The organism is Sphingopyxis solisilvae (genome assembly GCF_015475875.1).
GTDB lineage: Bacteria > Pseudomonadota > Alphaproteobacteria > Sphingomonadales > Sphingomonadaceae > Sphingopyxis > Sphingopyxis solisilvae.
This window is the reverse complement of sequence record NZ_JADKYM010000010.1, coordinates 1-24,633: the sequence shown is the minus strand read 5'-3', so window position 1 is coordinate 24,633 and position 24,633 is coordinate 1. Positions and strand designations below refer to the sequence as shown.

The following is a 24,633-nucleotide window of genomic DNA, read 5'->3' as shown; positions in this document are numbered from 1 at the left end:
GTGCGTGAGCACCGGAAGCGCGAAAGGTCGCCATTTGCAGGCCGCTATAACCCGAATAGCAATGCAGACTTAGAAGCGGAAGGCGGTTCCGACATAGACCGCCTGGCTGTCGCGTCGGGCATCGGTCAGCGGTTCGACGCGGTCGTCGCTGCGATAGCGCACACCGGCGGTGACATCGATATTCTTGGTCAGGCGATAGCTGCTGACGACATCGACCACGGGGGATTCGCCCGGTGCGGTGATGCGGTCGGTCGCGCCGCTCGGGTCGGCGGGCCGGTTGACCATCCGCGTCGCGAAACGCGATTTCTTTTCGGCCTGCTCGGGGGCCTTGGCGACCGGCAGGTTGCGCAGGTCGGCGCCACGCGGCAGCGACGGCGTCACGAATTTTTCGAACCCGACCGACGCGCCCAGATCATAGGCGACCGGCGTAATCGCGATCGGTGTGGTGCGCCCGGCAGCGATGGCCGAGGTGCGCGCGGCGCTCGATGCGTCGTCGCGGGCGCGGATCACCACGGTGATCGCGCGATTCTTGCGGCTCTGGTCGGTCAGCGCGGGCGTGAAGGTAAAGCTGCTGCGCTGTTCGGCCGACATTTTCTGATAGCGCGCAATCAGCCGCGGATCACCCGATGCCGGGGTGAACTGGCCGAGCAGCGTGTCCGACAGCGCGGTGTCGCGAATCCGTTCCGAACGCGACATGGCGGCGAGCGCGGGCGGCAAGGCAAGCGAAACCACCGCCAAAGCGGTGAGGCTACCTTTCCAAAAATGCCGCGGTTTCCGCGTCATGTCCCTGCGACTCCAACCCCAAGTGATTCTGGAGATAGGCCTGCTGTCATAATTTTGCCAGTGATTCCCGGAAAATTATTAAAACCAAACGGCTTTTCCCCGACATTGTTGCGTCGGCGTCACAGTGGCGAGCGATTCTGAGCAGAATCTGAACGGGCGGCAGCGCGAAATTGCCGTGCTTGCCCGACGCGGGCAAGGGCGATAGAGACGCTGGCAATAACGGCCAGTGCGGCGCGACGACCTTGTCCCGCAGCGCTCAAGAGATAAGGTGTTATCGGCATGTCCAAGCTTTCCGTCCTTGCCCATACCGGCGCCGCGCGCGGTCGCCGTGTGGCCGCCTATGCGCTGCTCGGGCTTGCCGCGATCGGGCTTTCGGCCTGCGCCAGCAAGAGCCGGCCACGCGCCGACCTGGCCGCCAGCCAGGTGACGACGATCGGCGTCAACAGCTATTTGTGGCGCGCGTCGCTCGACGCCCTGTCGTTCATGCCGCTGCTTCAGGCCGACAGCGCGGGCGGCGTCGTCATCACCGACTGGTACGCCAATCCGTCCAATCCCGGCGAGCGGATGAAGGTTACCGTGTCGATTCTCGACCGCGACCTGCGCGCCGATGCGCTGCGCGTCGCGGCCTCGCGCCAGGTGGCACAGGGCGGCGGCTGGGTCGATGCGCCGGTGCAGGCGGCGACCGTGCAGAAGCTGGAGGAAATCATCCTGACCCGCGCCCGCGACCTGCGCCGCAGCGCCTTCAAGGAATAATCGCGCGGCGCCTGCCGGGCGCCCGCCAACCAGACAACGGGGTAGCACGACATGACCCGCGAACCGCGCTTCGGCGCCCTCGCCGCCGACGCCCGCTGGCAACAAGCGTGGGAGGCGGCGAACAGCTTTGCCACGACCGACAGCGGGGAAAAGCCCAAGGCCTATATCCTCGAAATGTTCCCCTATCCGTCGGGGCGCATCCATATGGGCCATGTCCGCAACTATGCGATGGGCGACGTGCTCGCGCGCTTCAAGCGGATGACCGGCCACGACGTGCTCCACCCGATGGGCTGGGACGCCTTTGGCATGCCCGCCGAAAATGCCGCAATGGAAAAGGGCGTGCATCCCGGCGGCTGGACGCGCGACAATATCGCCGCGATGCGCGGCCAGCTGAAGCGGCTCGGTCTCGCGATCGACTGGAGCCGCGAACTCGCGACGTGCGAACCCGATTATTACGGGCAGGAACAGGCGCTGTTCCTCGACCTGTTCGCCGCGGGGCTCGTCTATCGCAAGGAAAGCTACGTCAACTGGGACCCGGTTGACATGACCGTGCTCGCCAACGAGCAGGTGATCGACGGGCGCGGCTGGCGCTCGGGCGCGCTGGTCGAGAAGAAGAAACTGTCGCAGTGGTTCCTCAAGATCACCGACTTCGCCGACGAATTGCTCGAAGGGCTGGGCAGCCTCGATAAATGGCCCGACAAGGTCCGGCTGATGCAGGAGAACTGGATCGGCAAGTCGCAGGGGCTGGAGTTTTCGTTCAAGCTCGCGGGCGGCGCGCCGGGGTTCGACGTCTTCACGACGCGTCCCGATACGTTGTTCGGCGCCAGCTTTGCCGCGATTTCGCCCGATCATCCGCTGGCCGAAAAACTGGCCAAGGATTCGCCCGAGCTCGCGGCGTTCATCGCCGAATGCCGTCGTCAGGGCACCGCCGCCGAGCAGATCGACACCGCCGAGAAGCTGGGCTTCGACACCGGGCTGGCGGTCGAGCATCCGCTCGATGCCAACTGGCACTTGCCCGTCTGGGTCGTCAATTATGTGCTGATGGACTATGGCACCGGCGCGATCTTCGGCTGCCCCGCGCACGACCAGCGCGACCTTGATTTCGCGCATAAATATGGGTTGCAGGTCCACCGCGTGATCGCCGACGGCGACGAGACGGCGCAGCATTTCACCGGCACCGAAGCCTATACCGGCCCAGGCAAGCTCGTGAACAGCCATTTCCTCGACGGGATGAGCATCGACGAAGCGAAGGCCGCGGTCATCGCGCGCGCCGAGCATGAAGGCTGGGGCAAGGGCACGACGGTATGGCGGCTGCGCGACTGGGGCGTGTCGCGCCAGCGCTATTGGGGGACGCCGATCCCCTTCATCCACTGTGCGGCGTGCGGCCTCGTTCCGGTGCCCAAGGACCAGCTGCCGGTCGTCCTGCCCGACGATGCCGACTTCTCGGTCCCCGGCAATCCGCTTGACCGCCATCCGACGTGGAAGCATGTCGCCTGCCCGAGCTGCGGCGGCGAGGCGGTGCGCGAGACCGACACACTCGACACCTTCGTCGATTCGAGCTGGTATTTCCTGCGCTTCGCCTCGGCGCCCGCGGACAAGCCCTTTGACCCCGACGTCATCCGCCGCTGGCTGCCCGTCGATCAATATATCGGCGGCATCGAACATGCGATCCTCCACCTGCTCTACGCGCGCTTCTGGACGCGCGCGCTCAACAAGCTGGGCATGATCGACATCCAGGAGCCGTTCGCGAGCCTGTTCACGCAGGGCATGGTAACGCATGAAACCTACAGCCGCGCGCAGGGCGAAGGCCTGCCGCCGTTATACTTCACCCCCGACGAGATTGTCCGCTCGGCCGATGGCGCGACGCTCGAAGCCGACGGTGCGCCGGTCGAGGTGGGCCGCGTGATCAAGATGTCGAAGTCGAAGAAGAATGTCGTCGATCCCGACGCCATCCTCGACCAATATGGCGCCGACGCCGCGCGCTGGTTCATGCTGTCCGACAGCCCGCCCGAGCGCGACCTGCCGTGGAGCGAGGCGGGAATCGAGGGTGCGTGGCGCTTTGTCCAGCGGCTGTGGCGCCTGTTTGGCGACACCGAAAATGTCGGCGACGGTTCGGAAGACAAGGGACTCGCCCGCAAGCTGCATCAGGCGATCGCCGGGGTTGCGGCCGACATCGAAGCGCTGGGCTTCAACAAGGCGGTGGCGAAAATCCACGCGCTCGCCAACGACATCGAAAAGGCCAAACCGTCGGCGACGCGTGCCGAGGCGTGCCGCACGCTGATCCTGCTCGTCGCGCCGATGATGCCGCATCTGGCCGAAGAGGCGTGGGCCGCGCTCCCGGCAAGCCAGCGCACGACCCCGCTGATCGCCGACGCCGCATGGCCCGCCGCCGATCCGGCGCTGCTCGTCGACGACGAGGTGACGATCGCAATCCAGATGGCCGGCAAGCTGCGCGATACGATGACCGCGGCCAAGGGCGCCGACAAGGCGGCGCTCGAAGCCGCGGCGCTGGCGCGCCCGCGCATCGTCGAGTTGCTCGCCGGCGCTGCCCCGAAGAAGGTGATTGTGGTCCCCGACCGTTTGGTGAATATCGTTCCCTGATGCGTACGCTTTTCGTCTCTGCCCTCGTCACGGCCTCGCTCGCCCTTGGTGGTTGCGGTTTGCGTCCCGTTTATGCGGGCGGCAGCCAGGGGGCGGTCGCGCAGGTTCTGGCCGATGTCGACGTCGCGCCGATCGAGGGGCATAGCGGCTGGCTGGTCCGCAACGCGCTGCGCGACCGGTTACAGGCGACGCAGGGCGGACAGGGCGCAGGCAAGCGCCTGCGGCTCGATGTCCGGCTCGAAGATTCGATCACCGGCTTTGGCGTCCGGGCCGACGATGCGGTGACGCGCGAGCGCCGGACGCTGCGCGCCCGCTATCAACTGGTCGATACCGCGACCGGCGAGGTACTGCTCGACGCAACCGCCGCGCAGGACGCCGGGATCGATGTGGTCGGCAGCGAATTTGCCACGATCGCCGCCGAGACCACGGCGCTCGAGCGGCTCGCCTCGGGAATTTCCGACCAGATCGTCGCGCGGCTTGCCGTCTTTGCCGACCGCGGCGGCGGTCGCCCCGCCAGCGCGTCGGCACCGACGCCCTGAGCGGCGATGAAAACGGTCAAGCCTACCGATCTGGAGCGCCAGTCGCGGCTCGGTCCGGCAATCCGCCTCTATCTGCTCACCGGCCCCGACGAAGCGACGATGGCGGCGGTCGCGAACCATCTGGTCGGGCTCGCGGGCAAGGATGCCGAACGGGTTGACCTGTCGGGATCGCAGCTCGCGCAGGATCCCTCGTTGCTCGCCGCCGAAGCGGCGTCGATGTCGCTTTTTTCGTCGACCCGGATCATCCGCCTCGAACTCGCCGGCAGCGGCGACGATGCGCTGGCAGCGGTCGAGGCGTTGCTGGCGGCGGACAATGCGATCAATCCGGTCGTTGCGACCGGTGCATCGGTCACCGCCAAATCGAAACTGGTCAAGCTGGTCGAAGCGTCGGACCATGCCGTCGCTGCCATCTGTTACCAGCCCGATCGCCGCGCGCTGGTCGGCATCGCGATCGCTGCCGCGGAGGAGCAGGGATTGCGGCTGGCGAATGCCGAGGCGCAATTGCTGGTCGATCTGGTGTCGGGCGACCAGGCGCTGATGCGGCGCGAGATCGAAAAAATGGCGCTGTACCTCGACGCCGCACCCGATCGCCAGCGCCAGGTTGCCGCCGCCGACATCGCCGCGCTGGGCGCCGCGACGCACGAGGAAGACGTCAGCGCGTGCATCAATGTGGCGCTGGGCGGCAAGGTGCGCGAGCTGCCCGATATGCTCGCGACCGCGGCGGCGGTCGGCGTCGCCGAAATCCGGATCATCCGCGCGCTCGCGATCCGCGCGCTGGCGCTGGCGCGGCTGCGCGCCGAGGTCGATGCCGGCGCGCATCCGGCGACCGTGGTCGCGGCGAAAAGCAGCGGAGTGTTCTGGAAAGAGCGCGATGCGGTCACCGCGCAGCTGCGCATCTGGGATTCGCTGCGCATCGCGCGGCTGATGAGCCGCCTGCTCGACTGCGAGCGCGCGCTCAAATCATCGGGGACGGCGGGCGCGGTGCTGTTCCGCAAGCTGATGACCGACATTGCGCACCAGGCCGCACGCGCGCGGTAAGGTCCGGCGCTTGCCGTCGCGCCTGAATGCGAAGGGTCTGTCGCAACAGTGCCCGGCTGCAACAGACCCCCGCCAACCCTCCCCATAGGGAGAGGGGGAGAGACCTCAGAACCGGCCGCGCAGCGTCACACCATAGGTGCGCGGTTCGCCGGGGAAGCCGACGAACAGCTGGTTCGCGGTGCCGCTGAGCCCGCTGGCGGCGGGTGCAGCGACGGCGCGGAAGGTGCCTCCACCCTGGAGCGGCATGTCGGCGCCGATCTGGTAATATTTCTTGTTGAACAGATTCTGGCCCCACAGTTCGACACCCCAGCGACGATCCGGGCCATAGAGACCAAGCCGTCCGTTGAAGACCGCAAAGCCGTCCTGGATCTTTTCGACGTCGAGGTCCGACCCGGTGTTGGTGTCGCTTTGCAGGCGGGTGTCGAGATAGACGAGCGCGCTCATTCCCGATCCGCCGATCGGCGGCGTCCAGCTGATCCCCGCGGTCGCGACATAGCGCGGCGCGTTCGACACCCCGCGGCCGGGCAGCTGGAACAGGACGGGCGACAGCGGCCGACCGCCGGTACCGACCAGATTGCGGCGATAGAGCGTATCGACATAGGTCAGCCCCATGTTCACCGACACATAACGCGCCGGGCGCAGGAACGCCTCGATTTCGATCCCCTTCGACCGCACGCCGGGTTTCAGGCGGTTGGCGGCGCAGGCACCGGTCGCGGCCGACCCGTCGCTGTCGGCGCCGCCCAGATCGTCCTTGCACGCCTGGATATTGGTGACCTCGAAATTGACGCCGTTGAAGGTGTTCAGCTGGTAATTGCTGTATTCCTGGTAAAAAGCGGCGATGTTGAGGTCGAACCCGGGACCGTCATATTTGATCCCCAATTCATAGGCGTCGACCTTTTCGCTGGCGAATTGCAGGTCGCTCGCTTCGGGGCGGCCGTTACCGCTGCTATTCGCGGGCAGCGCCAGCCGCGCGGCGCATGCGGTGTCGAAGGCGACGTTGCAGGTGCGGTCGAGCGCCGAAAAGTCGAGGTTGAATCCGCCCGCCTTATACCCCTTTGATGCCGAACCATAAACCAGCAGATCAGGAGTCGGCTTCCAGCTGAGCACCGCGGTGCCGGTCCACTCATTGTCCTTGAACACCGTGCCTGCGCTGCCGCGGGGCAGATCGGGCGCGGTGCCGTTAATGACGCAGGGCAGTGTCGCGAGCGACTGGAACGGCGAATTGACGATCAGCGGACAGATGGCGTTGTTGAAATTGGCGTCGGCATCCAGCGTCTTGCGCTCGCTGGTATAACGCGCACCGATCGTCAAGGTCAGCGCGTCGGGGACGATGTCGAAGCTGTTATGCGTAAAGATCGCATAATTGCGGCTGCGCTGGGCAAACCGCGACCCCTGGTTGCCGGTGCCGTTGATCGCCAGCGTCGGCTGGCCGAGCGCCGCGGCGAGCGATCCGAAACCGGGGCGCGCAGGGTTGGCAATCAACGCTTCGAGCAGGCTGCGCGTCGCTCCGGGCGGCAGCGCGCCGATCGTTCCCTGGACGACCGGCACATTGACGCAGAAGGGATTGGTGGGCAGCACCGCCGATGGCAGCGCGCTCGCAAACAACAGGCAGTTGGCGAATTGTTCGTAATTATTGCCGTAAACAATGTCGTCATCGACATCGAGCTTTTCGTCGGCGTAATAGCCGCCGACCAGCCAGTCGAGCCGCCCGTCGAACGCCTCGCCCTGCAAGCGCAGTTCCTGCGTGAACAGGCGGAAGCGGCGGTCGAGGTCGGTGCGGCGCAAGACGTCGAGCGCGCTGAAATCGGCGTCCTGTCCCTGCGCATTCTTGTAGTCGCGATAAGCGGTGATCGACGTCAGCGATGCGCCGCCCAGATCCCAGTTGACCTCGCCAGAGGCACCCCAGTCCTTGGTATCAGACCGATAGGTCACCCCCGGCGTCGTCGCCTGTCGGCGCACAAAACTGGTCCCCAAGGGCGGCACCTGATGGTTCGATCCCAGAATCTGCAGGATCGGCAACAGCGTGTTGGCCGAGGCGACGGGGAAACCGTCGGCGCCGCGCGCCAGATTGCGGACAGGATTCAGCAGCACCCCGCCGCAGCAGTTTTCCTTGCGCTCGCTGTAATCGGCGATCAGGCGCAGTTTCACCGTCTCACTCGGTTCGAGCAGCAGCTGGCCGCGCGCCAGCCAGCGGTCGCGGTCATTGATGTCGGGCTCGCCCGGCGTTGCATTTTTGATAAAGCCGTCGCGCTGTTGCCACACGCCGTCGATGCGGAGCGCCGCCTTTTCGCCCAGCGGCGCATTGATCATGCCGTCGATGCGCCAATAGTCATAATTTCCGTAACTGACCGATCCCTTGGCACCGAAACCGCCGAGATCCGGCCCCTTGGTCACGATGTTGATCAGGCCGGCGGTCGAGTTGCGACCGAACAAGGTTCCCTGCGGCCCGCGCAGCACCTCCACCCGCTCGATATCGCCGAGTTCGGACAGGCCAACGCCGGTACGGCTGCGATACACGCCGTCGATGAACAGCCCGACCGAGCTTTCGAGGCCGGGGTTTTCGCCGACCGTACCGATGCCGCGGATGCGCGCCGTGAAATTCACTTCGCTGGTGGCGCCCGACACCAGCAGCGACGGCGCCACCTGACCCAGCGCGCGCACGTCGGTGGCGCCGGTCTTTTCGAGCGTTTCGCCGGTCACCGCCGACACCGCGATCGGCACATCGGACAGCGCCTCGCTGCGGCGGGTGGCGGTGACGATGATGGTATCATCGCTGGTGTCGGCCCCCGCCTCCTGCGCCATGGCCGGCGTCGCCAGCAGCGCGCATCCCAACGACAGGCCGGTCGCCCCGCCGCACAGGAACCGTGTGGTTCGCTTGATCGAATTTTTCATGACAATAGCCCTCCTCAATCGTCTGTCATTTGCGGGAGAGCGGTCTTTCTGATCGTTGACTGCTGTCTATCACGACCCGGCGGGGACTGGCCAGCACAAGCCGATACCGTAGCGTCATTGGCGCAAAGGCGCGACTTTTCGGCCACAGCTGTCAGGGGTGACAGGTTGACGCGGATCACCGCGCGACGGGCAAAAAAAGAGGGCGGGACCGCCGGCCCCGCCCTCCCTGTCTTGACGATGTTATGCGGTCAGAATTTGCCGCGCAGCGTCACGCCATAAGTCCGCGGTTCGGCCAGGAACTGCGAGAAAATCTGACGCCCGCCCGGATATTGCGGATCGACAAACGGGGCTGCCGTCGTGCCCGCCTGGAACGGCGAGTTGAACGCAACCTGTGCATATTGTTTGTTGAACAGGTTCTGCGCCCAGACTTCGATGCCCCATTTCTCGTCGCGGCCGCGAATACCGACGCGGGCGTTGAACAGCGCATAGCCATCCTGCTCCTTCTGGGGGAACAGGTCCGAACCGGTGTTGTAATCGCTGGTCATGCGACCATCGATATAAACCAGGCCGGTCAGGCCGCTGCTGCCGAGTTCGGGGGTCCAGGTGACGCTGCCGGTCGCGACCAGTTCGGGCGCGTTCGACAGATTGTCGCCGGGCAGCTTGCGCAGCGCCGGGTCGAGCGGCGCGCCGAGGCGCGTGCCGACCAGATTGTTGCGATAGCTGGTGTTCGCATAAGTGAGGCCGGCCGCCATCCGGAAATTGCGCGCCGGAACCAGCGATGCCTCGATCTCGACACCCTCGGCCCGCACGCCCCAGCTGACATTATCCGCTGCACAGGCACCCGTAGCGGCGCTGGTGTCGCGGTCGCCGCCGCCCAGATCGGCCTTACAGCCGTTGATATTCTGGACCAGGAAGACCGTGCCGTTGAAGGTATTGAGCTGGAAGTTCCGGAAATCGGACCGGAACAGCGACAGACCCAGGCTGAACGGACCGGTCGAGTATTTGGCACCCAGTTCGTAGCTGTCGACCTTTTCGGGGTCGAACTGCAGATTGCCGACCAGCGCTTGCGCGCCGCCGACCGAAGCGAAGGTCACCAGCGGCGGCTTGAGCGCCGAACGGTCGAGGTTGAATCCGCCCGCCTTGTAGCCGCGCGCGAAGCTGGCATAGAGGAGCAGGTCGTCGATCGGCTTGTACGACAGGATCGCGGTGCCGGTCCATTCGTCTTCGCTACGCTTGTCGCGAATCGACACACCGTTCAGTTCGGCCGTCGAATTGCCCTGACAGGCAAGCCCGATCAGGCCTTGCGTCACCGCCGCAAGCGCCGGAACGCTGGTCAAGCCGCCGACCAGACCCTGCACCGTCGTACAGCCGGTGTTGTCGTTGCCAAAGGTCGCACTGAACTTCTTTTTGTCGTTCGTGTAGCGCGCGCCCAGCGTCAGATCGAGCTTGTCGGTGATGTGTATGATATTGTGCGTGAACAACGCCCAGTTGGTACCGTTCTGGAAATAGCGGTCGTTGGTGCTGCCACGATCGTTGATGCCGTCGAGTGCGGTGAGCGCACCGAGGATCGCGGGAGCCGCCGCACCAAAGGCGCCGGTGATCGTTGCCGGGCCGACGCCGGGAATGATGCACGACGGGCTGGTCGGCGAATAGAGACCGGCCAAGCCACCACCCGAAATCAGGCGGCACGTTGCGAAGCGGCCATATTGATTGCCGAAGCGCAGATTGTCGCGCACGGTCAGCTTTTCATTGGCGTAGAAGCCGCCGATCAGCCAGTCGAGCTTGCCATCGAAAGCTTCACCATTGAGGCGCAGTTCCTGCGTGAAGGTGTGGAACTGGCGATAGGCGTCGTCGCTTGGTGCGCGATAAAGGATATCGACCGATCCATAGTCGGTGTCCGACGCCTGGCTCGACCGATATTGGCGATAGCCGGTGATCGAAGTCAGCGTCGCACCGCCGAAATCATAGTCGATCTGGCCCGAGAAGCCATAATCCTTGGTTTCGCCGGCGAAGCTGCGGCCCGGGCTGACCGAAATCGCGCGGCCATAGCCCTGGTTCAACGCCGACAGCGGCTGGCCGAGGTCGCGCAGCACGTTGATGATGTTGTTGCCGTTGGGCTGGAGCGGCGTCAGCGGCGTCGACGGGTTGTTGAGATCGCCGATATACGGGTTGACGCTGTTGTCGATATAGGTCGCCGCGCAGCATTTCTCGTCGCGATAGGTATAATCGGCGATCAGCCGGATCGACAGCGCGTCGGTCGGTTCAAACAGCAACTGGCCGCGCAGGAAATACCGATTGCGGTCGTTGACGTCGGTGTTGTTCGTGGTGTCGCGATAGAAACCGTCGCGCTTGACCCAGACCCCGTCGATCCGCGCCGCCAGCGTGTCGCCGAGCGGTCCGGTGACGCTGCCGCCCAGGCGCCAGAAGTCGTAATTGCCATAGGTCACTTCGCCCGTGGCGCCAAAGGTGAAGCTCGGCTTTTTGGAATAGATGCTGATCAGACCGGCGGACGAGTTGCGGCCGCCGAGCGTGCCCTGCGGGCCGCGCTGCACTTCGACGCGGTCGATTTCGCCGAGCTCGTTGAGGCCGATGCCCGAACGCGACCGGTAAACGCCATCGATGAACACGGGGACCGAACTTTCAAGGCCGGGGTTGTCGCCGACGGTGCCGATGCCGCGGATACGCGCCGAGCCATTGGCTTCCGACCCGGTCGATGAGACGAGCAGCGAGGGCGCCACCTGGTTCAGCTGGCGGATGTCGTTGGCGCCGCTGTTCTGCAGCGTTTCGGCGTTGACCGCCGAAATGGCGACCGGCACGTCGGCCAGCCGCTGGGCGCGGCCCTGTGCGGTGACGACGATGTCGCTGTTGCCGTCATCGGCGGCAGTGTCGGCGGCGTCCTGGGCAAAGGCGGGCGCCGACACGGCGACGACGGCGAGCGACACGCCAAGCGCGCTGGTGCGCAGCAAGCGGGCAGCACGAAGGGAAGATGATTTCATATCGGGCACTCCTCTCAACATTTCATTATTCTCGTTGCGCGCGGAACATAATCGAATTGCGCCGACGATCCAGCGAAACGCACGTAATTGCGTCGTTTTTACGGGGGTGATGTTTTTTCGCCACAGCGCCGCAGGGCGCTATCGAACGCCCTCCGACGCGGCGCCGCGGCGCAAGGGGCGGCTTGCCGTAGCGTCATCGCGCGGCCGGCCCGGGCAGGGAAAACACAGACGACGACCTCCGGCGACCAGCATCGCCTGATAGGGGCTGGAAAAATTTTCGGCGATCACCGCATCGTCGACCGCGATTCCGCCGGTCAGGCTGCCAAAGGCGGGCAGAATCAACCGCTGCGCGTCGCCGACAAAACAGGGGCGCGACAGATGGCGGCCGCGGACGTTCGTGCGCAGCTTGGGGTGAAAATGGCCCGATATTTCGCTGCGTGTTTCGTCCGACCAGCTCTGGTGCCGGAACACGATGCCGTCGACGACATGTTCGTCGGCGATGTTGCCCCCCCAGGCACCGCCGCTCAGCCCGTCGTGATTGCCCGCAATCCACAGCAGCCGGGTCGCCGCCGCCAGACGATGCAGCCGCGCGGCCACCGCGGGCGCGATCCGCCGCGCCGCGTTGCGGTCATGGAAACTGTCACCGAGGAACCACACGGCCCGCGCGTCCGTTTCGGCGACCAGCCGTGCCAGCCGGTCGAGCGTGTCATGGCTGTCATAGGGCGGCAGATGCTGTCCCGACGCCGCGTACCAGCTGGCCTTTTCCAGATGCAGGTCGGCGACGATCAGGACGCGGTGCCGCGGCCAGAACAGCGCGCGGTCGGCCAGCATCCGGAATTCCTGACCGGCAAAGGTGAAGATCGGAGCGACCGACATGGCGCCGCTATGGCAAGGGCTTGCCGGTGCGGCAAGCGCACTATCCGCCCTCACCCGCGATATTGGCGGCGAACCGCGGCACAGTCGGACGTTGCGCCGCGTCGGGCAGGTCGAACACCACGCGCTTGTTCGGGAAATCGATCTCGATCCGGTCGAACAGCGACAGCGCATCCATCCCCAGCAGCAGCGCCGGCCGTTCGCTCAGCCCCAAGACGCGAAAGGCCTGGCTGTCGGCAAAGCTGACGTTCAGGTCATTGACGTCCATGCCGTTGATGACGATGCGTTTGATCGTGGTGCGCAAGGCGGGGACGTCCTCGCCCGTCACGGCGGTCAATTCGGTCGCGACAAAGGGAAAACGGTTGGCGCGCCGCTCCGTGACCAATTTTTGCAGCGCCAGATTGCCGACGCTGGTCTGTGCGCCGGTATCGACGATCACATCGATGCGCCGGCCGCTTAACCGCGCGTCTGATAGGATCAGACGCCCCGCCGAATTGCGCGCCGTCACGATGATCGCGTCGTCGTCGTTGATGATCGGCGGCGCCCGCCGCCGCGTTTCGCGAATCTCCATCCTCTCCTTGCGGAAATCGATCAGCACCCGCCGTTCCTCCAGCATGTCGACACCGATCAGCCCCGCCGCCCCGATGTGGCGGCCATGAAAGGCCGGCGCATCGACCGCGGCAAGGTGGAGGTTCGACATCTGCAGCGCGGCGACGCGAAAGCTGGGCACCGTCGCCGATCCGCCGATCGTCGCCATGCGCAACCTGGCGCCTTCGACCAGCCCGAGCCGGGTCGCCAGTTCGCGGGCGATCACCGTCCGTTCGGCGCCGGTATCGACCAGAAAGGCAAAGGGGCCTTGGCCGCCGATCGTCACCTGCACCGACATGCGGCGCGTCGCATCCAGGTCGAACGGCTGAATGAACGGCACGATCTCGCTGGCCATCTCGGGTGCGGCGGGCGGCTCGGCCTGCACGGGAGCGGGTGGCGGCGGAGTGGCCTCTGTCGGGCTGGCGCCGACCGGTACCGGTGCGACAAACAGCGCCGTCCAGAACATCGACCGCCTCAAAAGGTGGGTCATCGCGGGCATCCTCGGTATGGTTTGCGTCATCCTACGCCTCTTGCCGGGGTGCGGCAAGCGATGTCGGCATCCTGCCCGCGGTGCTCAGTCGGCGCGCATCGCGGCATCGGCCAGACTGTCCGCCAGCTCGCCGAGCAGCGCATCGTCGACATCGGCGCCCGCCACGCTTTCGCGCCCGATCAGCACCAGCACCGGAACCGCCAGCGGGCTGATCCGCTCCAGCTTCTGGTGAACCATCGTTCCGGCCGCGCGGTCGAGCAGGTCGCCGAGCCGCGCGACGTCGGTCAACCGCTCGCGCGCATCGGCCCACGCCGCCTCGAGCAGCAGATGGTCGGGTTCATATTTGCGCAGCACATCGAAGATGAGGTCGGTCGAAAAGGTCACCTGCTTGCCCGTCTTGCGCTTGCCCGGATGCTGGCGCTCGATCAGCCCGCCGATCACCGCGACCTCGCGGAAGGCGCGCTTGAGCAGGTGCGAATTTTCGACCCATTCGACAAATTCGTCCGACAGGATTTCGGCGTCGAACAGCGTTTCGGGGCGCGTCACCGGCTGGAGCGACCAGATCGCCAGCGCATAGTCGGAAGCGACGAAGCCCAGCGGCTGCATGCCGGCGCGCTCCATCCGCTTGGTGATCAGCATGCCGAGCGACTGATGCGCGTTCCACCCCTCGAACGGATAGGCGACGAGATAATGATTGCCCTCGTGCGGGAAGGTTTCGACGAGCAGTTCCCCACGGCGCGGCAGTACCGAGCGCAGCGCCTGCATTTCCAGCCAGAAGCGGACATCGTCCGGAAAGCGTGCCCAGCTCGCCGGGTCGGCAAGGAAGCCACGCACCCGGTCGGCGAGCCGCGTCGACAGCGCCATCCGCGCGCCGACATAGGACGGGATGCGCGCCGGCTTGCTCGTCGCGCGCACGAGGATGTCGGTATCGCGGATGCCCTCGACCTCCAGGCTGAGCCCCGCAAAGGCGAAAGTGTCGCCGGGGACCAGCGTGCTCGCGAAATATTCCTCGACGCTGCCGAGGCGGCGGCCGTTCTTGAAACGTACATCGAGCGTCGGCGCATCGACGATGATCCCCGCATTGAGCCGGTGCTGCGCCGCCAGTCGGGGGTGCGCGATGCGCCACCCGCCCTGCCCGTCGGGCGCGAGGCGGCGGAAGCGGTCGTAACTTTTGAGCGCGTAGCCGCCGTCGCGGACAAAGCCGAGCAGGCGGGTGAACAGCGCGGCGTCGATCCAGCCATAAGGCGCCGCCGCGCGGATTTCGGCGAGCAGTTGGTCCTCCCGGAACGGCGCCGCGCACGCCATCGCCATGACATGCTGCGCCAGCACGTCGAGCGCGCCGGGGCGAAAGCGGTCGGCATCGCGCTCGCCCGCTTCGACGGCATCCAACGCCGCCTGTGCCTCCAGATACTCAAAGCGGTTGCCGGGCACGATCAGCGCCTTGCTCGGCTCGTCGAGGCGGTGGTTGGCGCGCCCGATCCGCTGGAGCAGCCGCGACGACCCCTTGGGCGCGCCCATCTGGATCACGCAATCGACATCGCCCCAATCGAGCCCGAGGTCGAGGCTGGAGGTCGCAACGAGCGCGCGCAGCCGCCCTTCGGCCATTGCCGCCTCGGCACGCTGACGCGCCTCGCGGTCGAGGCTGCCGTGATGGATTGCGATCGGCAAGCTGAGGTCGTTGACCTTCCACAGCTCCTGAAAGATCAGCTCGGCCAGCCCGCGCGTGTTGCAGAAGATGATCGTCGTGCGGTTGCGCGCGACCTCCGCCATCACCTGATGCACCGCCCAGCGCCCCGAATGCCCCGCCCAGGGCACCGCACCCTCGGGCAGCAGGATGGAAATGTCGGGATCGGCCCCCGCCTCGCCCGCGACGAGCGCGACCTTGTCCGCGTCAGCGTCGGGCGCGAGCCAGGCGCGATACTGGTCGGGGTCGGCGATCGTCGCCGACAGGCCGACGCGGCGTAAGCCGGGGGCGATATGCTGGAGCCGCGCCAGCGCGAGGCTGAGCAAGTCGCCGCGCTTGCCCGGTGCAAAGGCGTGAATCTCGTCGATCACGACGGTCTGGAGGTCGGCGAACATCGTGAAACTGTCGGGATAGGAGATCAGCAAAGACAGCGATTCGGGGGTGGTCAGCAATATGTTGGGCGGGCGACTGCGCTGGCGCGCCTTTTTGTCCGAACTGGTATCGCCGCTGCGGCTTTCGACGCTGATGGCGAGGCCCATGTCGGCGATCGGGCCGAGCAGATTGCGCTCGACGTCGGCGGCCAATGCCTTGAGCGGCGAGACATAGAGGGTGTGCAGCCGGTCGGAGGGATGCGCGGCGAGATCGACGAGGCTGGGCAGGAAACCCGCAAGCGTCTTGCCCGCGCCCGTCGCGGCGACGAGCAGCGCATGATCGCCGCGTTCGGCTGCCGCGAGCATATCCGCCTGATGCCGCCGCAGCCGCCACCCGCGCGCGGCGAACCAGTCGGTGAAGGCGGCGGGGAGGCGCATGTGGACGATGTGGCGGTCGCAGGACGCGGGGGCAAGCGTTTCGGATGAGGGCAGAGGAAGTTGGTCAGGGCGATAAATGGCTGGAAGCGACCGATTTCGGTCTTTTGCCCGAAGGGTCGTGTTGGAACAGGATTCGCGCAAATGCGCAGAGATCGCAGAGCAGAAGCGCATTCTCCTCTGCGATCTCTGCGCCTCTGCGCGAATTTTACAGAATGCCGCATTTCGAGCAATTGCGGTCATCCAGAAAATCGGCTGAATGAAGCGATGAAACTGTTCGACCCGACCAAAACGCTAGAAGATCTTACCGGCCTCCGTGCTGGTGATCCTGACGTCGCGGAGACGCCACTGATCGAGTGGGTCATTAGATCGTGGAAGAAGCCGTTGTGCGATTTGTCCGACGACGAAATCGGTCGCCTCGTGATGCAACGCGATGGGTTTCCTTACATCCTCGATCTCGTTTGGCCGAAGCTGGAAAATAATCCTTTGTTCGACGGAGGTTATTACCCGGGCGACGTCCTCTCCAGTTTCCTTCGATGCGAACCTGAGGTCTGGGCCGCTCGTCCCAATTATCGTGCACAACTGGCTTCGCTTTATCAGCGAGCGCTCAACAGTGGACCGGAGGAAAATGAGGCTTTTCGGGCAAGTCTTGATCTTCCTGGCGAAGGCGGGATGATTTCCTGAATGTTACGTCCGCTTCCCACCCCATACCGGCCTTCGCTCACACCCCCGCCGCCATCGCCTTCAGCAACCCCCGCCAATGCTCGCCCAACCTTCGTTGGAGCAGCATCAGTTCGAAGCCGTGGCGCGCGACATGGTTTTGCGGGATGCTGTCCCAGCCGCGATGTTCGACCGTGACGCGCGTTTCGGCGCCGATCGCTTCGAAACGGACATCGACCTCGGTCGCCTGATCGTCGCTGAAGCTCGGCAGGCGCCAGCCGAAGGCCAGCCGCTCGCCGGGCAGCCAGTGGCGGACGGGGCCGATTTCCCACTCGCAGCCGTCGTCGAAGCGCGTGACGAGGCGGCCGTCCGGGCCCGCGGGATCGAAGCGCAGCGTCCCGTCGCCGCGCCGGCTGAGCTGGAACAGCGGATGGCTTTGCCACCAGATGCCGATGTCGCGGGTGAAGACGGTGAACGCCGCCTGCGGCGTCGCCGCGACGCGCAGCGCGACGATGACCGCGGCGCTCATTCGCCGCCCTCGACATGCGCCTTGAACGCGGCAAGCTGGTGCGTCCACAGCGCCTCGGTTTCGGCAAGCCACTGCTTGAGTTCGGCGGTCGCGCCGCCCTTCAGCGAATAGATGCGCACGCGCGCGTCGAACGCGGGGTGGCCGTCCTCGACCAGCCCGCCGTCCTTCAGCGCCTTCAGGTGCCGGCTCATCGCGGGCGGCGCGAGGCCGAGTTCGCGCGCGAGCTCGCCCGCGCTGCGCGGTCGCCGGCCGAGCAGTTCGATCGCGCGCCGCCGTACCGGGTCGGCGAGCGCGCCGAGCGTCCGGTCGAGCGCCGCGCTCAATCGTCGAGCCGCGTCTTGGTGGTGAAGCCGCCCGCGGCGTCCCATTCGCTCGGCGTTTTCGCCTCGACGGTGACACCAAACGACCAGATATGCCCCTCGGGATCCTTGGCGCGGTAGGTGCGGTCGCCGTAAAATTGCGTGGCGGGCGGCGCGACGATTTCGGCGCCCGCGGCGCGCGCAGCGTCGCAATGCGCGTCGATGTCTTCGCCGAGGGCGAGCTGGACGCTCACCGACTGGGTATTCTTGCCGCCGATCGATTGCGGGCTTTTATGATCGTCGGACCATTCGGAGCCGACCATCACGACCGACGCGCCAAAGGTCATTTCGCCATGGGCAAGCTTGCCGTCGGCATCGACGAGGGCGAAGAGCGGTTCGAAACAGAACGCCTCCTCCAGCCAGCGATAGGCGGCGTTGGGATCGCGATAGCAGACGGTGCTCGCCAGCCCCTTCGGTCGTTGCGCTTCGGTCACCGGATTCTCCTTTGATTCGAGATTTGATTTCTCATCGTTAGAATAATTTCTGAAAATTGAAAATAATATTTTGCAAAAAAGATGATAGAGCCGAGCCATGACCCAATCGATCGAAGAATCCGTCCGCGAAGCCTATCAGGCGGCACTCCCGCTTTGCGGGCGGGGCAAGGTCGCCGACTATATTCCCGCGCTGGCCAAGGTCGATCCGGCGAAACTCGGCTTTGCGCTCGCGCTTCCCGACGGCACCGTCCACACGTCGGGCGATGCCGACGAGGCCTTTTCGATCCAGTCGGTGTCGAAGGTGTTCACGCTGGCGCTCGCGCTACGCCGCGTCGGCAGCGACCTGTGGACCAGCGTCGGGCGCGAGCCGTCGGGCAGCGCGTTCAATTCGGTCGTCCAGCTCGAAAGCGAGCATGGCATCCCGCGCAACCCGCTGATCAACGCCGGGGCGATCGCGACAACCGACCGGCTGATCGACGGACGGAGCTGCGATGCGGTGGCCGACGAAATCGTGGACTTCATGCGCGCGCGGGCGGGCGACGACAGTGTCGCGATCGACTTTGACGTCGCTTCGTCCGAATCCAAAACCGGCGCGCGCAACCGCAGCCTGGCGCATTTCATGGACGCCTTTGGCAACCTCAGGCATCCGGTCGAAACGGTGGTCGGCGTTTATTTCCGCCAGTGCGCGATCGCCATGTCGTGCCGCCAGCTCGCGCGCGCCGGGCTGTTCCTGGCGATGGAGGGCCACGACCCGCTGACCGGCGAGCAGCTGATCGAGCCGCACCGCGCGCGGCGCATCAACGCGATTATGATGCTGTGCGGCCATTATGACAATTCGGGCGAATTCGCCTTTCGCGTCGGCCTGCCGGGCAAGAGCGGGGTCGGCGGCGGCATCCTCTGCATCGCGCCGGGACAGGGGTCGATCGCGGTCTGGTCACCGGGGCTTAACGAAGCGGGAACGTCGCTGGCGGGCGCCGCGGCACTCGAACATTTTGCCTATGCGGCGGGGTGGTCGGTGTTCGATTGAGGTGGGCGGGCTGTGTCCCCAGTCCTGGGCTAGCGTCCGTTCTCAATCGTCGGCGAGCAGCGCCAGTTTCACGCGCGCGGTACCGCTGCGGTGCATGCCGATTTCGCGCGCGGCGGCGTGGCTGACGTCGATCACGCGGCCGCGATGAAAGGGGCCGCGGTCGTTGATGCGCACGACGACGCTGTCGCCATTGGCCATGTTGGTAACGCGCACCAAACTGCCGAACGGCAGCGTGCGGTGCGCCGCGGTCAGCTGGCCGGGATCGAAGCGCTCGCCGCTCGCGGTGCGGTTGCCCGCCAGCTCGCGACCGTAATAGCTCGCCGTACCGCCATCGATTTCGGTGGCCTCGGCAATCTCGGCGATCGGGTTCGCGGCAATCTCGACTTCCTGCGCCGCCGCCGAAACGGTCAGCAGAAGCGGTATCAGCATGGCGGAAAAGGCCCGCATGACATCATCCCCTTGTCAGAGGAGGCGCCAAGAGCAGCGGCGGCGTGCCGGAGCAAGCCGCCGCGCGTTAAACGGACATGATTTTGCGTCCGGACGTGCATTTTCGGGGCCGTTCCAGTGGAACGATCGGCGAAATCACACGTCCAGATTGGCCACCGACAGCGCGTTGGTCTGGATGAATTCGCGCCGCGGCTCGACCTCGTCGCCCATCAGCCGCTCAAAGATTTCATGCGCGACATCGGCCTGTTCGGCCTCGACGCGCAGCAGCGAACGGTTCGCGGGATCGAGCGTCGTTTCCCACAACTGCTCGGCATTCATCTCGCCCAGCCCCTTGTAGCGGCTGATCGCCAAGCCCTTGCGGCTATGCGCAAAAATCGCCTCGAGCAGCTCCGACGGGCGGGTGATCGGCGTGACCTTCCCGACAGTGGCGGCGGGCAGGTCGCTGTCGCTCGCTTCGGCATCGTCCTCGGCGGCTTCGGCCGCGGCGATCGCAGCCGCATCGGCGGCGAGCGCCGCGGCGCTGCTACCCTTTACCAGTCGCGCCGGATGGGCATAGGTTTCGGCCTGTTCGGCGGCGAGCGTGTGGAGTCGGCGCGCCTCCTGGCTTGCCAGGAACGCGGCGTCGATCGCATGATGGTCGCTGACCCCGCGCCAGCGTTTTTCGAGTGTGTAGCCGCCGCCCGCGGCCGTGATCGTCCATTTCGCCTCGGCGCCGCCGGTCAGCGCGCGTTCGGCGGCGTTGAGCCATTCGGCGGCGCGCGCGGCGGCGGCGGTGCGGCCCGCGCTGTCGAGCGCCGGATCGAGCGCGCCGTTCAGCGCCAGCGCCTCGACCAGCTCGTAATTATGGCCGCGCGGGACATAGCGCATCAGCGCACGCAGGCGACGGCCATGTTCGATCAGGCTGCGCAGATCGGCGCCCGACCGCGCACCGCCGGTGGTTTCGAGCATCAGCGCGTCGATGCCGCCGTCGACGAGATAATTTTCGAGCGCGCTGTCGTCCTTGAGGTAGACCTCGCTCCGCCCCTTGGCGACTTTGTAGAGCGGCGGCTGGGCGATGTAGAGGTGCCCGTTCTCGATGATCTCGGGCATCTGGCGATAGAAGAAGGTGAGCAGCAACGTGCGGATATGCGCGCCGTCGACGTCGGCGTCGGTCATGATCACAATCTTGTGATAGCGCAGCTTTTCAATGTTGAACTCGTCGCGGATGCCGGCGCCGAGCGCCTGGATCAACGTGCCGACTTCCTTCGACGAGATGATGCGATCGAAGCGCGCGCGCTCGACGTTCAGGATTTTGCCCTTCAAGGGCAGGATCGCCTGCACATGCCGGTCGCGGCCCTGCTTCGCCGATCCGCCTGCCGAATCGCCCTCGACCAGGAAGAGTTCGCACTTTGCCGGGTCGCGTTCCTGGCAATCGGCGAGCTTGCCGGGCAGCGAGGCGATGTCCATCGCGCCCTTGCGCCGCGTCAGCTCGCGCGCCTTTTTCGCGGCCTCGCGCGCCGCGGCGGCGTCGATGACCTTCTGGATCACCGCCTTGGCATAGGCGGGATTTTCCTCGAGCCATTCGGTCATCCGGTCGGCCATCAGGCTTTCGAGCGGCTGGCGGACTTCGGACGACACCAGCTTGTCCTTGGTCTGCGAACTGAATTTGGGGTCGGGCAGCTTGACCGAGACGATTGCGGTGAGCCCTTCGCGCATATCCTCGCCGGTCAGGCTGACCTTTTCCTTCTTGAGGATGCCCGACTTCTCACCATAGCCGTTCAAGGTGCGCGTCAGCGCCGCGCGGAAAGCGGCAAGGTGCGTGCCGCCGTCGCGCTGCGGGATGTTGTTGGTGAAACACAGCACATTTTCGTAATAGCTGTCGTTCCACTCGAGCGCGACGTCGATGCCGATGCCGTCGCGCTCGCTGCTGATCGCGATCGGATCGGGGAGCAGCGGATTCTTGTTGCGGTCGAGATATTTGACGAACGCCGCGATGCCGCCCTCGTAGAACAGATCATGGCTGACATGCTCGGCGTGGCGCGCGTCGACCAGCTTGATCCGGACGCCCGAATTGAGGAAGGCGAGCTCGCGGTAGCGATGTTCGAGCTTCTCGAAATCGAACTCGGTGACGTTCTTGAACGTGTCGGTCGACGCCATGAAGGTCACGCGCGTTCCCTTCTTTCCCGCCGGAGCAGGCCCGTTGACCTTGAGCGGCGCAACCGAATCGCCATGTTCGAAGCGCATCCAATGCTCTTCGCCGTCGCGCCAGATCGTGAGTTCCAGCCATTCGCTGAGCGCGTTCACCACCGACACACCGACGCCGTGCAGACCGCCCGACACCTTGTACGCATTGTCGTCGCTGGTGTTCTCGAACTTCCCGCCCGCGTGAAGCTGGGTCATGATGACCTCGGCCGCCGAAATGCCTTCTTCGGCATGGATGCCGGTCGGAATACCGCGACCATTGTCCTCGACGCTGACCGATCCGTCACTGTTCAAGGTGATCAGGACCAGGTCGCAATGCCCCGCCAGCGCCTCGTCGATCGCATTGTCGCTGACCTCGAACACCATGTGATGCAGCCCCGACCCGTCGTCGGTGTCGCCGATATACATCCCCGGCCGTTTGCGCACCGCGTCCAGGCCTTTGAGAACCTTGATCGAATCGGCGCCATAGGCGTTGGTGTTGGGCTGGTTGGAAGGCGCGCTCGGCGCGCTGGTTTCAGGCGTGTCCGTCATATCGATTATATAGGGTCGGGGGCCGCAAAACCCAAGCGAAAATGCGGATCTTGCTGCTTTGGCAGGGGGCGTTGCGCCGCCGCGGCGCGGCCGCTAGATTCGGCGCCATGAAACAGCTTTCGCTTTCCGCCGTTGCGGCGCTCGCCGTCCTGTCGCTCGCCGCATGCAGCCAGCCCGCACCGCCACCCGAAAACGCGCCCGCGGTCGCCGGCGAACCGCTCGCGACGCGCGCGGTGATGATCGGCACCGAGGGGCCGAGCCTGCCCGCCTGCTCGAGCATCAGCCGGGTCAATGCGGGTGGCACCGATGTATACTGGGCGCCGGGCGAAACGCGCGCGGTCAAGGCCAAACTGGCCGGCGGGGCACGCCTGTCGCTGTGCGAGGCGACCGACGACGACGCCTGGTTCGGGGTGGTGTTCGCCGCTCCCGGGACCGATCCCGACATGTGCGGGGTTGGCAAGTCGGTGGCGAGCGCTCGCGAATATCAGGGGCCGTGCCGCTGGGGATGGATCCGCGGCGGGACGGTGGAGTTGGGGGGATAACCGCCAATCCTCCCTGTGGCGAAGCCATGGGGAGGGGAACCGCTTGCGAAGCAAGGGGTGGAAGGGCCGCGACGGTAGTGTAATCGCCCCTCCGTCAGCGCTTCGCGCTGCCACCTCCCCATCGCTACGCGACAGGGAGGATCTTTCTACCGGCAATCCTCGATCACCCGGCCGATCTCGGCCTGCACCGCCAGCGTCAGCGCGCCGCCCCCCGGCGTTTCGAGCGCGAAGCGGCCGCGGCTGAACGCGATGCGGTCGAGCCGCGGGTCGCGGCTGGGCAACGTCGCGCTGCCGCCATCGAAGCGGATCTGGTCGGTTCCGGCGCTGGTCCGCAGGCTGACATCGCCAGTAAGCGCCGAAGTCAGGCGAATGCCGCCGCCGCTACACGCCATCGTCAGCAGCGGATTAGCGCTGCCGGTCGGAACGAAGGTCGCAGCGCGGCTGCCCGCGTCATAACGCCAGCTACCCGCATCGACGGCGCGTTCTTCCCAGCCGCGGCTCGGAGTCGGCAGCGGCGCCGGGGCTGGCGCGGCGGCAACCGGGGCGGGCTGCGGCGGGGGCGCGGCTGGGGTCGGCACCGCGGCGCAACCGGCGACCGCCAGCATCACGGGCACCATCAGCCCATATCGTGTCCACATCGCCTGCCGATCCATATTCAAAATCCCTGCCAATCGATCACTTCGTCCAGTCCGACGCGCGGCACCGGCCACTGGTTCACCGCGGCGCCTTCGTCGGCATAGCCGATCGCCAGCCCGGTGAACAAAATCTGGTCGTCGCCCAGCGCCAGCGTCTCCCGCACCGTCTGGCCATACATCGCCCAGCATTCCTGCGGGCAGCTGGCAAGGCCATATTCGACGAGCAGCAGCATCACCGATTGCAGCCACATGCCCATGTCCGACCACTGCGGCGGCCCCATGATGCGCGAGCAGTGCAGGAAAAGCATCACCGGTGCGCCGAAACCCCGGTAATTCTCCACGAACTGAGCGAGCCGCCCCGCCTTGTCCTCGCGCGGGATGCCGAGCGCGGCGTAAAGCCCCTCGCCGACCCCGAAGCGCCGGGTTTCCCACGGATCGGTCAGCCCTTTGGGATAAATGTCATATTCGGGCTCATAGCCCTCGCGCCCCATTGCGAGCCGTGCGGCGACCGCGTCCTTGACCGCCGCCCAGCGGTCGCCGGTGACCACCGTCGCTTGCCAGGGCTGAAGATTGCCCCCTGACGGCGCGCGCTGCGCCGCGGCGAAAATGTCGCGCAGAAGTGCGGGATCGACGGGCTGGTCGGTGAATTTGCGGATCGATCGGCGCTGATGCAGCGCGGCGGTTACGGACATCGGGTCAGTCGCTGGCATATTTATCCTCTCGCCGTTTGCCGAACAGCAATTTGCGTTCGAGCCGGGATTTCAATTGGCGATAGTAGCTGAGCAGGAACACGTCATCCTCTTCGGCGACCGGGCGGCCGATTTTGGCGCGGATCGTGTCGGCGACCTCGCGCATCGCGCGCGCATCCTTGCCGCGCAGCACCCGTTCGAGCTCCTGCAATTCGAAGATGCCGTAGACCGACAGCTCGGCCTCGCTGAACTGCATCGCATCGCCCGCGCTGCCGGTCGCGATGTCGGCGTCGAGCTTCACCCGCTGCGCCATCACCACCCACGTCCCGGCGATCAGGTCGCCCATCCGCATCCGGTCGCGGTTGAACAGCAGGAACAGGCTGAGCGTCAGCGACCACAGCACCCCCGCCGCCATGGTCCACCCCGACACCGCATCCTCGGCCGCGCCCACGCCGAGCATCATCAGCGGCAGGAACAGCTCGAGCTCGCGGATCAGGTTGCGCGCGACCACCGCATCGGCGGTCAGGCGGCCGCCGTCGCGCGCGACGACGCGGGT

Annotated in this window: 20 protein-coding genes and 1 pseudogene; 7 read left to right on the top strand and 14 right to left on the bottom strand. The window is 65.9% G+C overall.

Annotation, left to right across the window (positions count from 1 at the left end):
- Positions 1 to 69 precede the first annotated feature (69 nt).
- Positions 70 to 783: a hypothetical protein gene (locus IR187_RS08900; protein ID WP_194954260.1), complete on the bottom strand. Its 714-nt coding sequence runs from the start codon at positions 781 to 783 to the stop codon at positions 70 to 72.
- Positions 784 to 1,062: 279 nt separating this feature from the next.
- Here IR187_RS08900 and IR187_RS08895 point away from each other — a divergent pair, with 279 nt between their 5' ends.
- The 4 genes from IR187_RS08895 to holA are packed head-to-tail and all read left to right on the top strand — an operon-like array spanning position 1,063 to position 5,714.
- On the top strand, positions 1,063 to 1,536 hold the full coding sequence (locus IR187_RS08895; RefSeq protein ID WP_194954259.1) for a DUF3576 domain-containing protein: 474 nt from the start codon (positions 1,063 to 1,065) through the stop codon (positions 1,534 to 1,536).
- A 51-nt stretch (positions 1,537 to 1,587) separates the two neighbouring features.
- Complete coding sequence (gene leuS / locus IR187_RS08890) at positions 1,588 to 4,137, top strand: leucine--tRNA ligase (RefSeq protein WP_194954258.1); 2,550 nt, start codon at positions 1,588 to 1,590, stop codon at positions 4,135 to 4,137.
- A complete protein-coding gene (gene lptE, locus IR187_RS08885) occupies positions 4,137 to 4,676 on the top strand; it encodes an LPS assembly lipoprotein LptE (protein ID WP_194954257.1) in 540 nt (179 codons plus the stop codon). Before leuS ends, lptE begins: the two co-directional genes overlap by 1 nt.
- A gap of 6 nt (positions 4,677 to 4,682) precedes the next feature.
- Entirely contained in the window at positions 4,683 to 5,714 is a 1,032-nt protein-coding gene (gene holA, locus IR187_RS08880; protein WP_194954256.1) for a DNA polymerase III subunit delta, read from the top strand.
- A gap of 105 nt (positions 5,715 to 5,819) precedes the next feature.
- Here holA and IR187_RS08875 read toward each other — a convergent pair whose 3' ends face one another.
- The 5 genes from IR187_RS08875 to IR187_RS08855 all read right to left on the bottom strand — a co-directional run bounded on the left by IR187_RS08875 (position 5,820) and on the right by IR187_RS08855 (position 16,046).
- Positions 5,820 to 8,606, bottom strand: coding sequence for a TonB-dependent receptor (locus IR187_RS08875; RefSeq protein WP_194954255.1), 2,787 nt, complete (start codon positions 8,604 to 8,606; stop codon positions 5,820 to 5,822).
- A gap of 248 nt (positions 8,607 to 8,854) precedes the next feature.
- A complete protein-coding gene (locus IR187_RS08870) occupies positions 8,855 to 11,602 on the bottom strand; it encodes a TonB-dependent receptor (RefSeq protein ID WP_194954254.1) in 2,748 nt (915 codons plus the stop codon).
- A 138-nt stretch (positions 11,603 to 11,740) separates the two neighbouring features.
- On the bottom strand, positions 11,741 to 12,478 hold the full coding sequence (gene pdeM / locus IR187_RS08865) for a ligase-associated DNA damage response endonuclease PdeM (RefSeq protein WP_194954253.1): 738 nt from the start codon (positions 12,476 to 12,478) through the stop codon (positions 11,741 to 11,743).
- Between the two features lie 40 nt (positions 12,479 to 12,518).
- Positions 12,519 to 13,553, bottom strand: coding sequence for a retroviral-like aspartic protease family protein (locus IR187_RS08860; RefSeq protein WP_194954252.1), 1,035 nt, complete (start codon positions 13,551 to 13,553; stop codon positions 12,519 to 12,521).
- Between the two features lie 84 nt (positions 13,554 to 13,637).
- On the bottom strand, positions 13,638 to 16,046 hold the full coding sequence (locus tag IR187_RS08855; protein ID WP_194954251.1) for a ligase-associated DNA damage response DEXH box helicase: 2,409 nt from the start codon (positions 16,044 to 16,046) through the stop codon (positions 13,638 to 13,640).
- A gap of 264 nt (positions 16,047 to 16,310) precedes the next feature.
- Here IR187_RS08855 and IR187_RS08850 point away from each other — a divergent pair, with 264 nt between their 5' ends.
- Positions 16,311 to 16,727, top strand: coding sequence for a contact-dependent growth inhibition system immunity protein (locus IR187_RS08850; RefSeq protein ID WP_194954250.1), 417 nt, complete (start codon positions 16,311 to 16,313; stop codon positions 16,725 to 16,727).
- 37 nt (positions 16,728 to 16,764) lie between these two features.
- Here IR187_RS08850 and IR187_RS08845 read toward each other — a convergent pair whose 3' ends face one another.
- The 3 genes from IR187_RS08845 to IR187_RS08835 are packed head-to-tail and all read right to left on the bottom strand — an operon-like array spanning position 16,765 to position 18,025.
- On the bottom strand, positions 16,765 to 17,232 hold the full coding sequence (locus IR187_RS08845; RefSeq protein ID WP_194954249.1) for an SRPBCC domain-containing protein: 468 nt from the start codon (positions 17,230 to 17,232) through the stop codon (positions 16,765 to 16,767).
- On the bottom strand, positions 17,229 to 17,555 hold the full coding sequence (locus IR187_RS08840; RefSeq protein WP_194954248.1) for an ArsR/SmtB family transcription factor: 327 nt from the start codon (positions 17,553 to 17,555) through the stop codon (positions 17,229 to 17,231). Before IR187_RS08840 ends, IR187_RS08845 begins: the two co-directional genes overlap by 4 nt.
- Positions 17,552 to 18,025, bottom strand: a complete 474-nt coding sequence (locus IR187_RS08835; protein WP_194954247.1) for a VOC family protein — start codon at positions 18,023 to 18,025, stop codon at positions 17,552 to 17,554. Before IR187_RS08835 ends, IR187_RS08840 begins: the two co-directional genes overlap by 4 nt.
- 97 nt (positions 18,026 to 18,122) lie before the next feature.
- On the opposite strand from IR187_RS08835, the gene IR187_RS08830 reads away from it, so the two are divergent.
- Entirely contained in the window at positions 18,123 to 19,052 is a 930-nt protein-coding gene (locus IR187_RS08830; RefSeq protein WP_194954246.1) for a glutaminase, read from the top strand.
- Positions 19,053 to 19,094: 42 nt separating this feature from the next.
- Here IR187_RS08830 and IR187_RS08825 read toward each other — a convergent pair whose 3' ends face one another.
- Positions 19,095 to 19,481 carry a septal ring lytic transglycosylase RlpA family protein gene (locus IR187_RS08825; protein WP_228765670.1) on the bottom strand — a complete coding sequence of 129 codons (387 nt, stop codon included), beginning with the start codon at positions 19,479 to 19,481 and terminating at the stop codon, positions 19,095 to 19,097.
- A gap of 153 nt (positions 19,482 to 19,634) precedes the next feature.
- On the bottom strand, positions 19,635 to 22,211 hold the full coding sequence (gene gyrB / locus IR187_RS08820) for a DNA topoisomerase (ATP-hydrolyzing) subunit B (protein ID WP_194954244.1): 2,577 nt from the start codon (positions 22,209 to 22,211) through the stop codon (positions 19,635 to 19,637).
- 107 nt (positions 22,212 to 22,318) lie between these two features.
- On the opposite strand from gyrB, the gene IR187_RS08815 reads away from it, so the two are divergent.
- The gene (locus IR187_RS08815) at positions 22,319 to 22,753 is read left to right on the top strand and encodes a hypothetical protein (protein ID WP_194954243.1); all 435 of its coding nucleotides are present in this window, start codon (positions 22,319 to 22,321) and stop codon (positions 22,751 to 22,753) included.
- Positions 22,754 to 22,899: 146 nt separating this feature from the next.
- Here the strand turns inward: IR187_RS08815 and IR187_RS08810 are convergent, their stop codons facing one another.
- The 3 genes and pseudogenes from IR187_RS08810 to IR187_RS08800 all read right to left on the bottom strand — a co-directional run.
- Complete coding sequence (locus IR187_RS08810) at positions 22,900 to 23,406, bottom strand: hypothetical protein (RefSeq protein WP_228765669.1); 507 nt, start codon at positions 23,404 to 23,406, stop codon at positions 22,900 to 22,902.
- A 2-nt stretch (positions 23,407 to 23,408) separates the two neighbouring features.
- Positions 23,409 to 24,080 carry a nitroreductase gene (locus tag IR187_RS08805; RefSeq protein ID WP_228765668.1) on the bottom strand — a complete coding sequence of 224 codons (672 nt, stop codon included), beginning with the start codon at positions 24,078 to 24,080 and terminating at the stop codon, positions 23,409 to 23,411.
- 4 nt (positions 24,081 to 24,084) lie between these two features.
- A pseudogene (locus IR187_RS08800) lies at positions 24,085 to 24,633 on the bottom strand (RDD family protein); the annotation flags it as partial.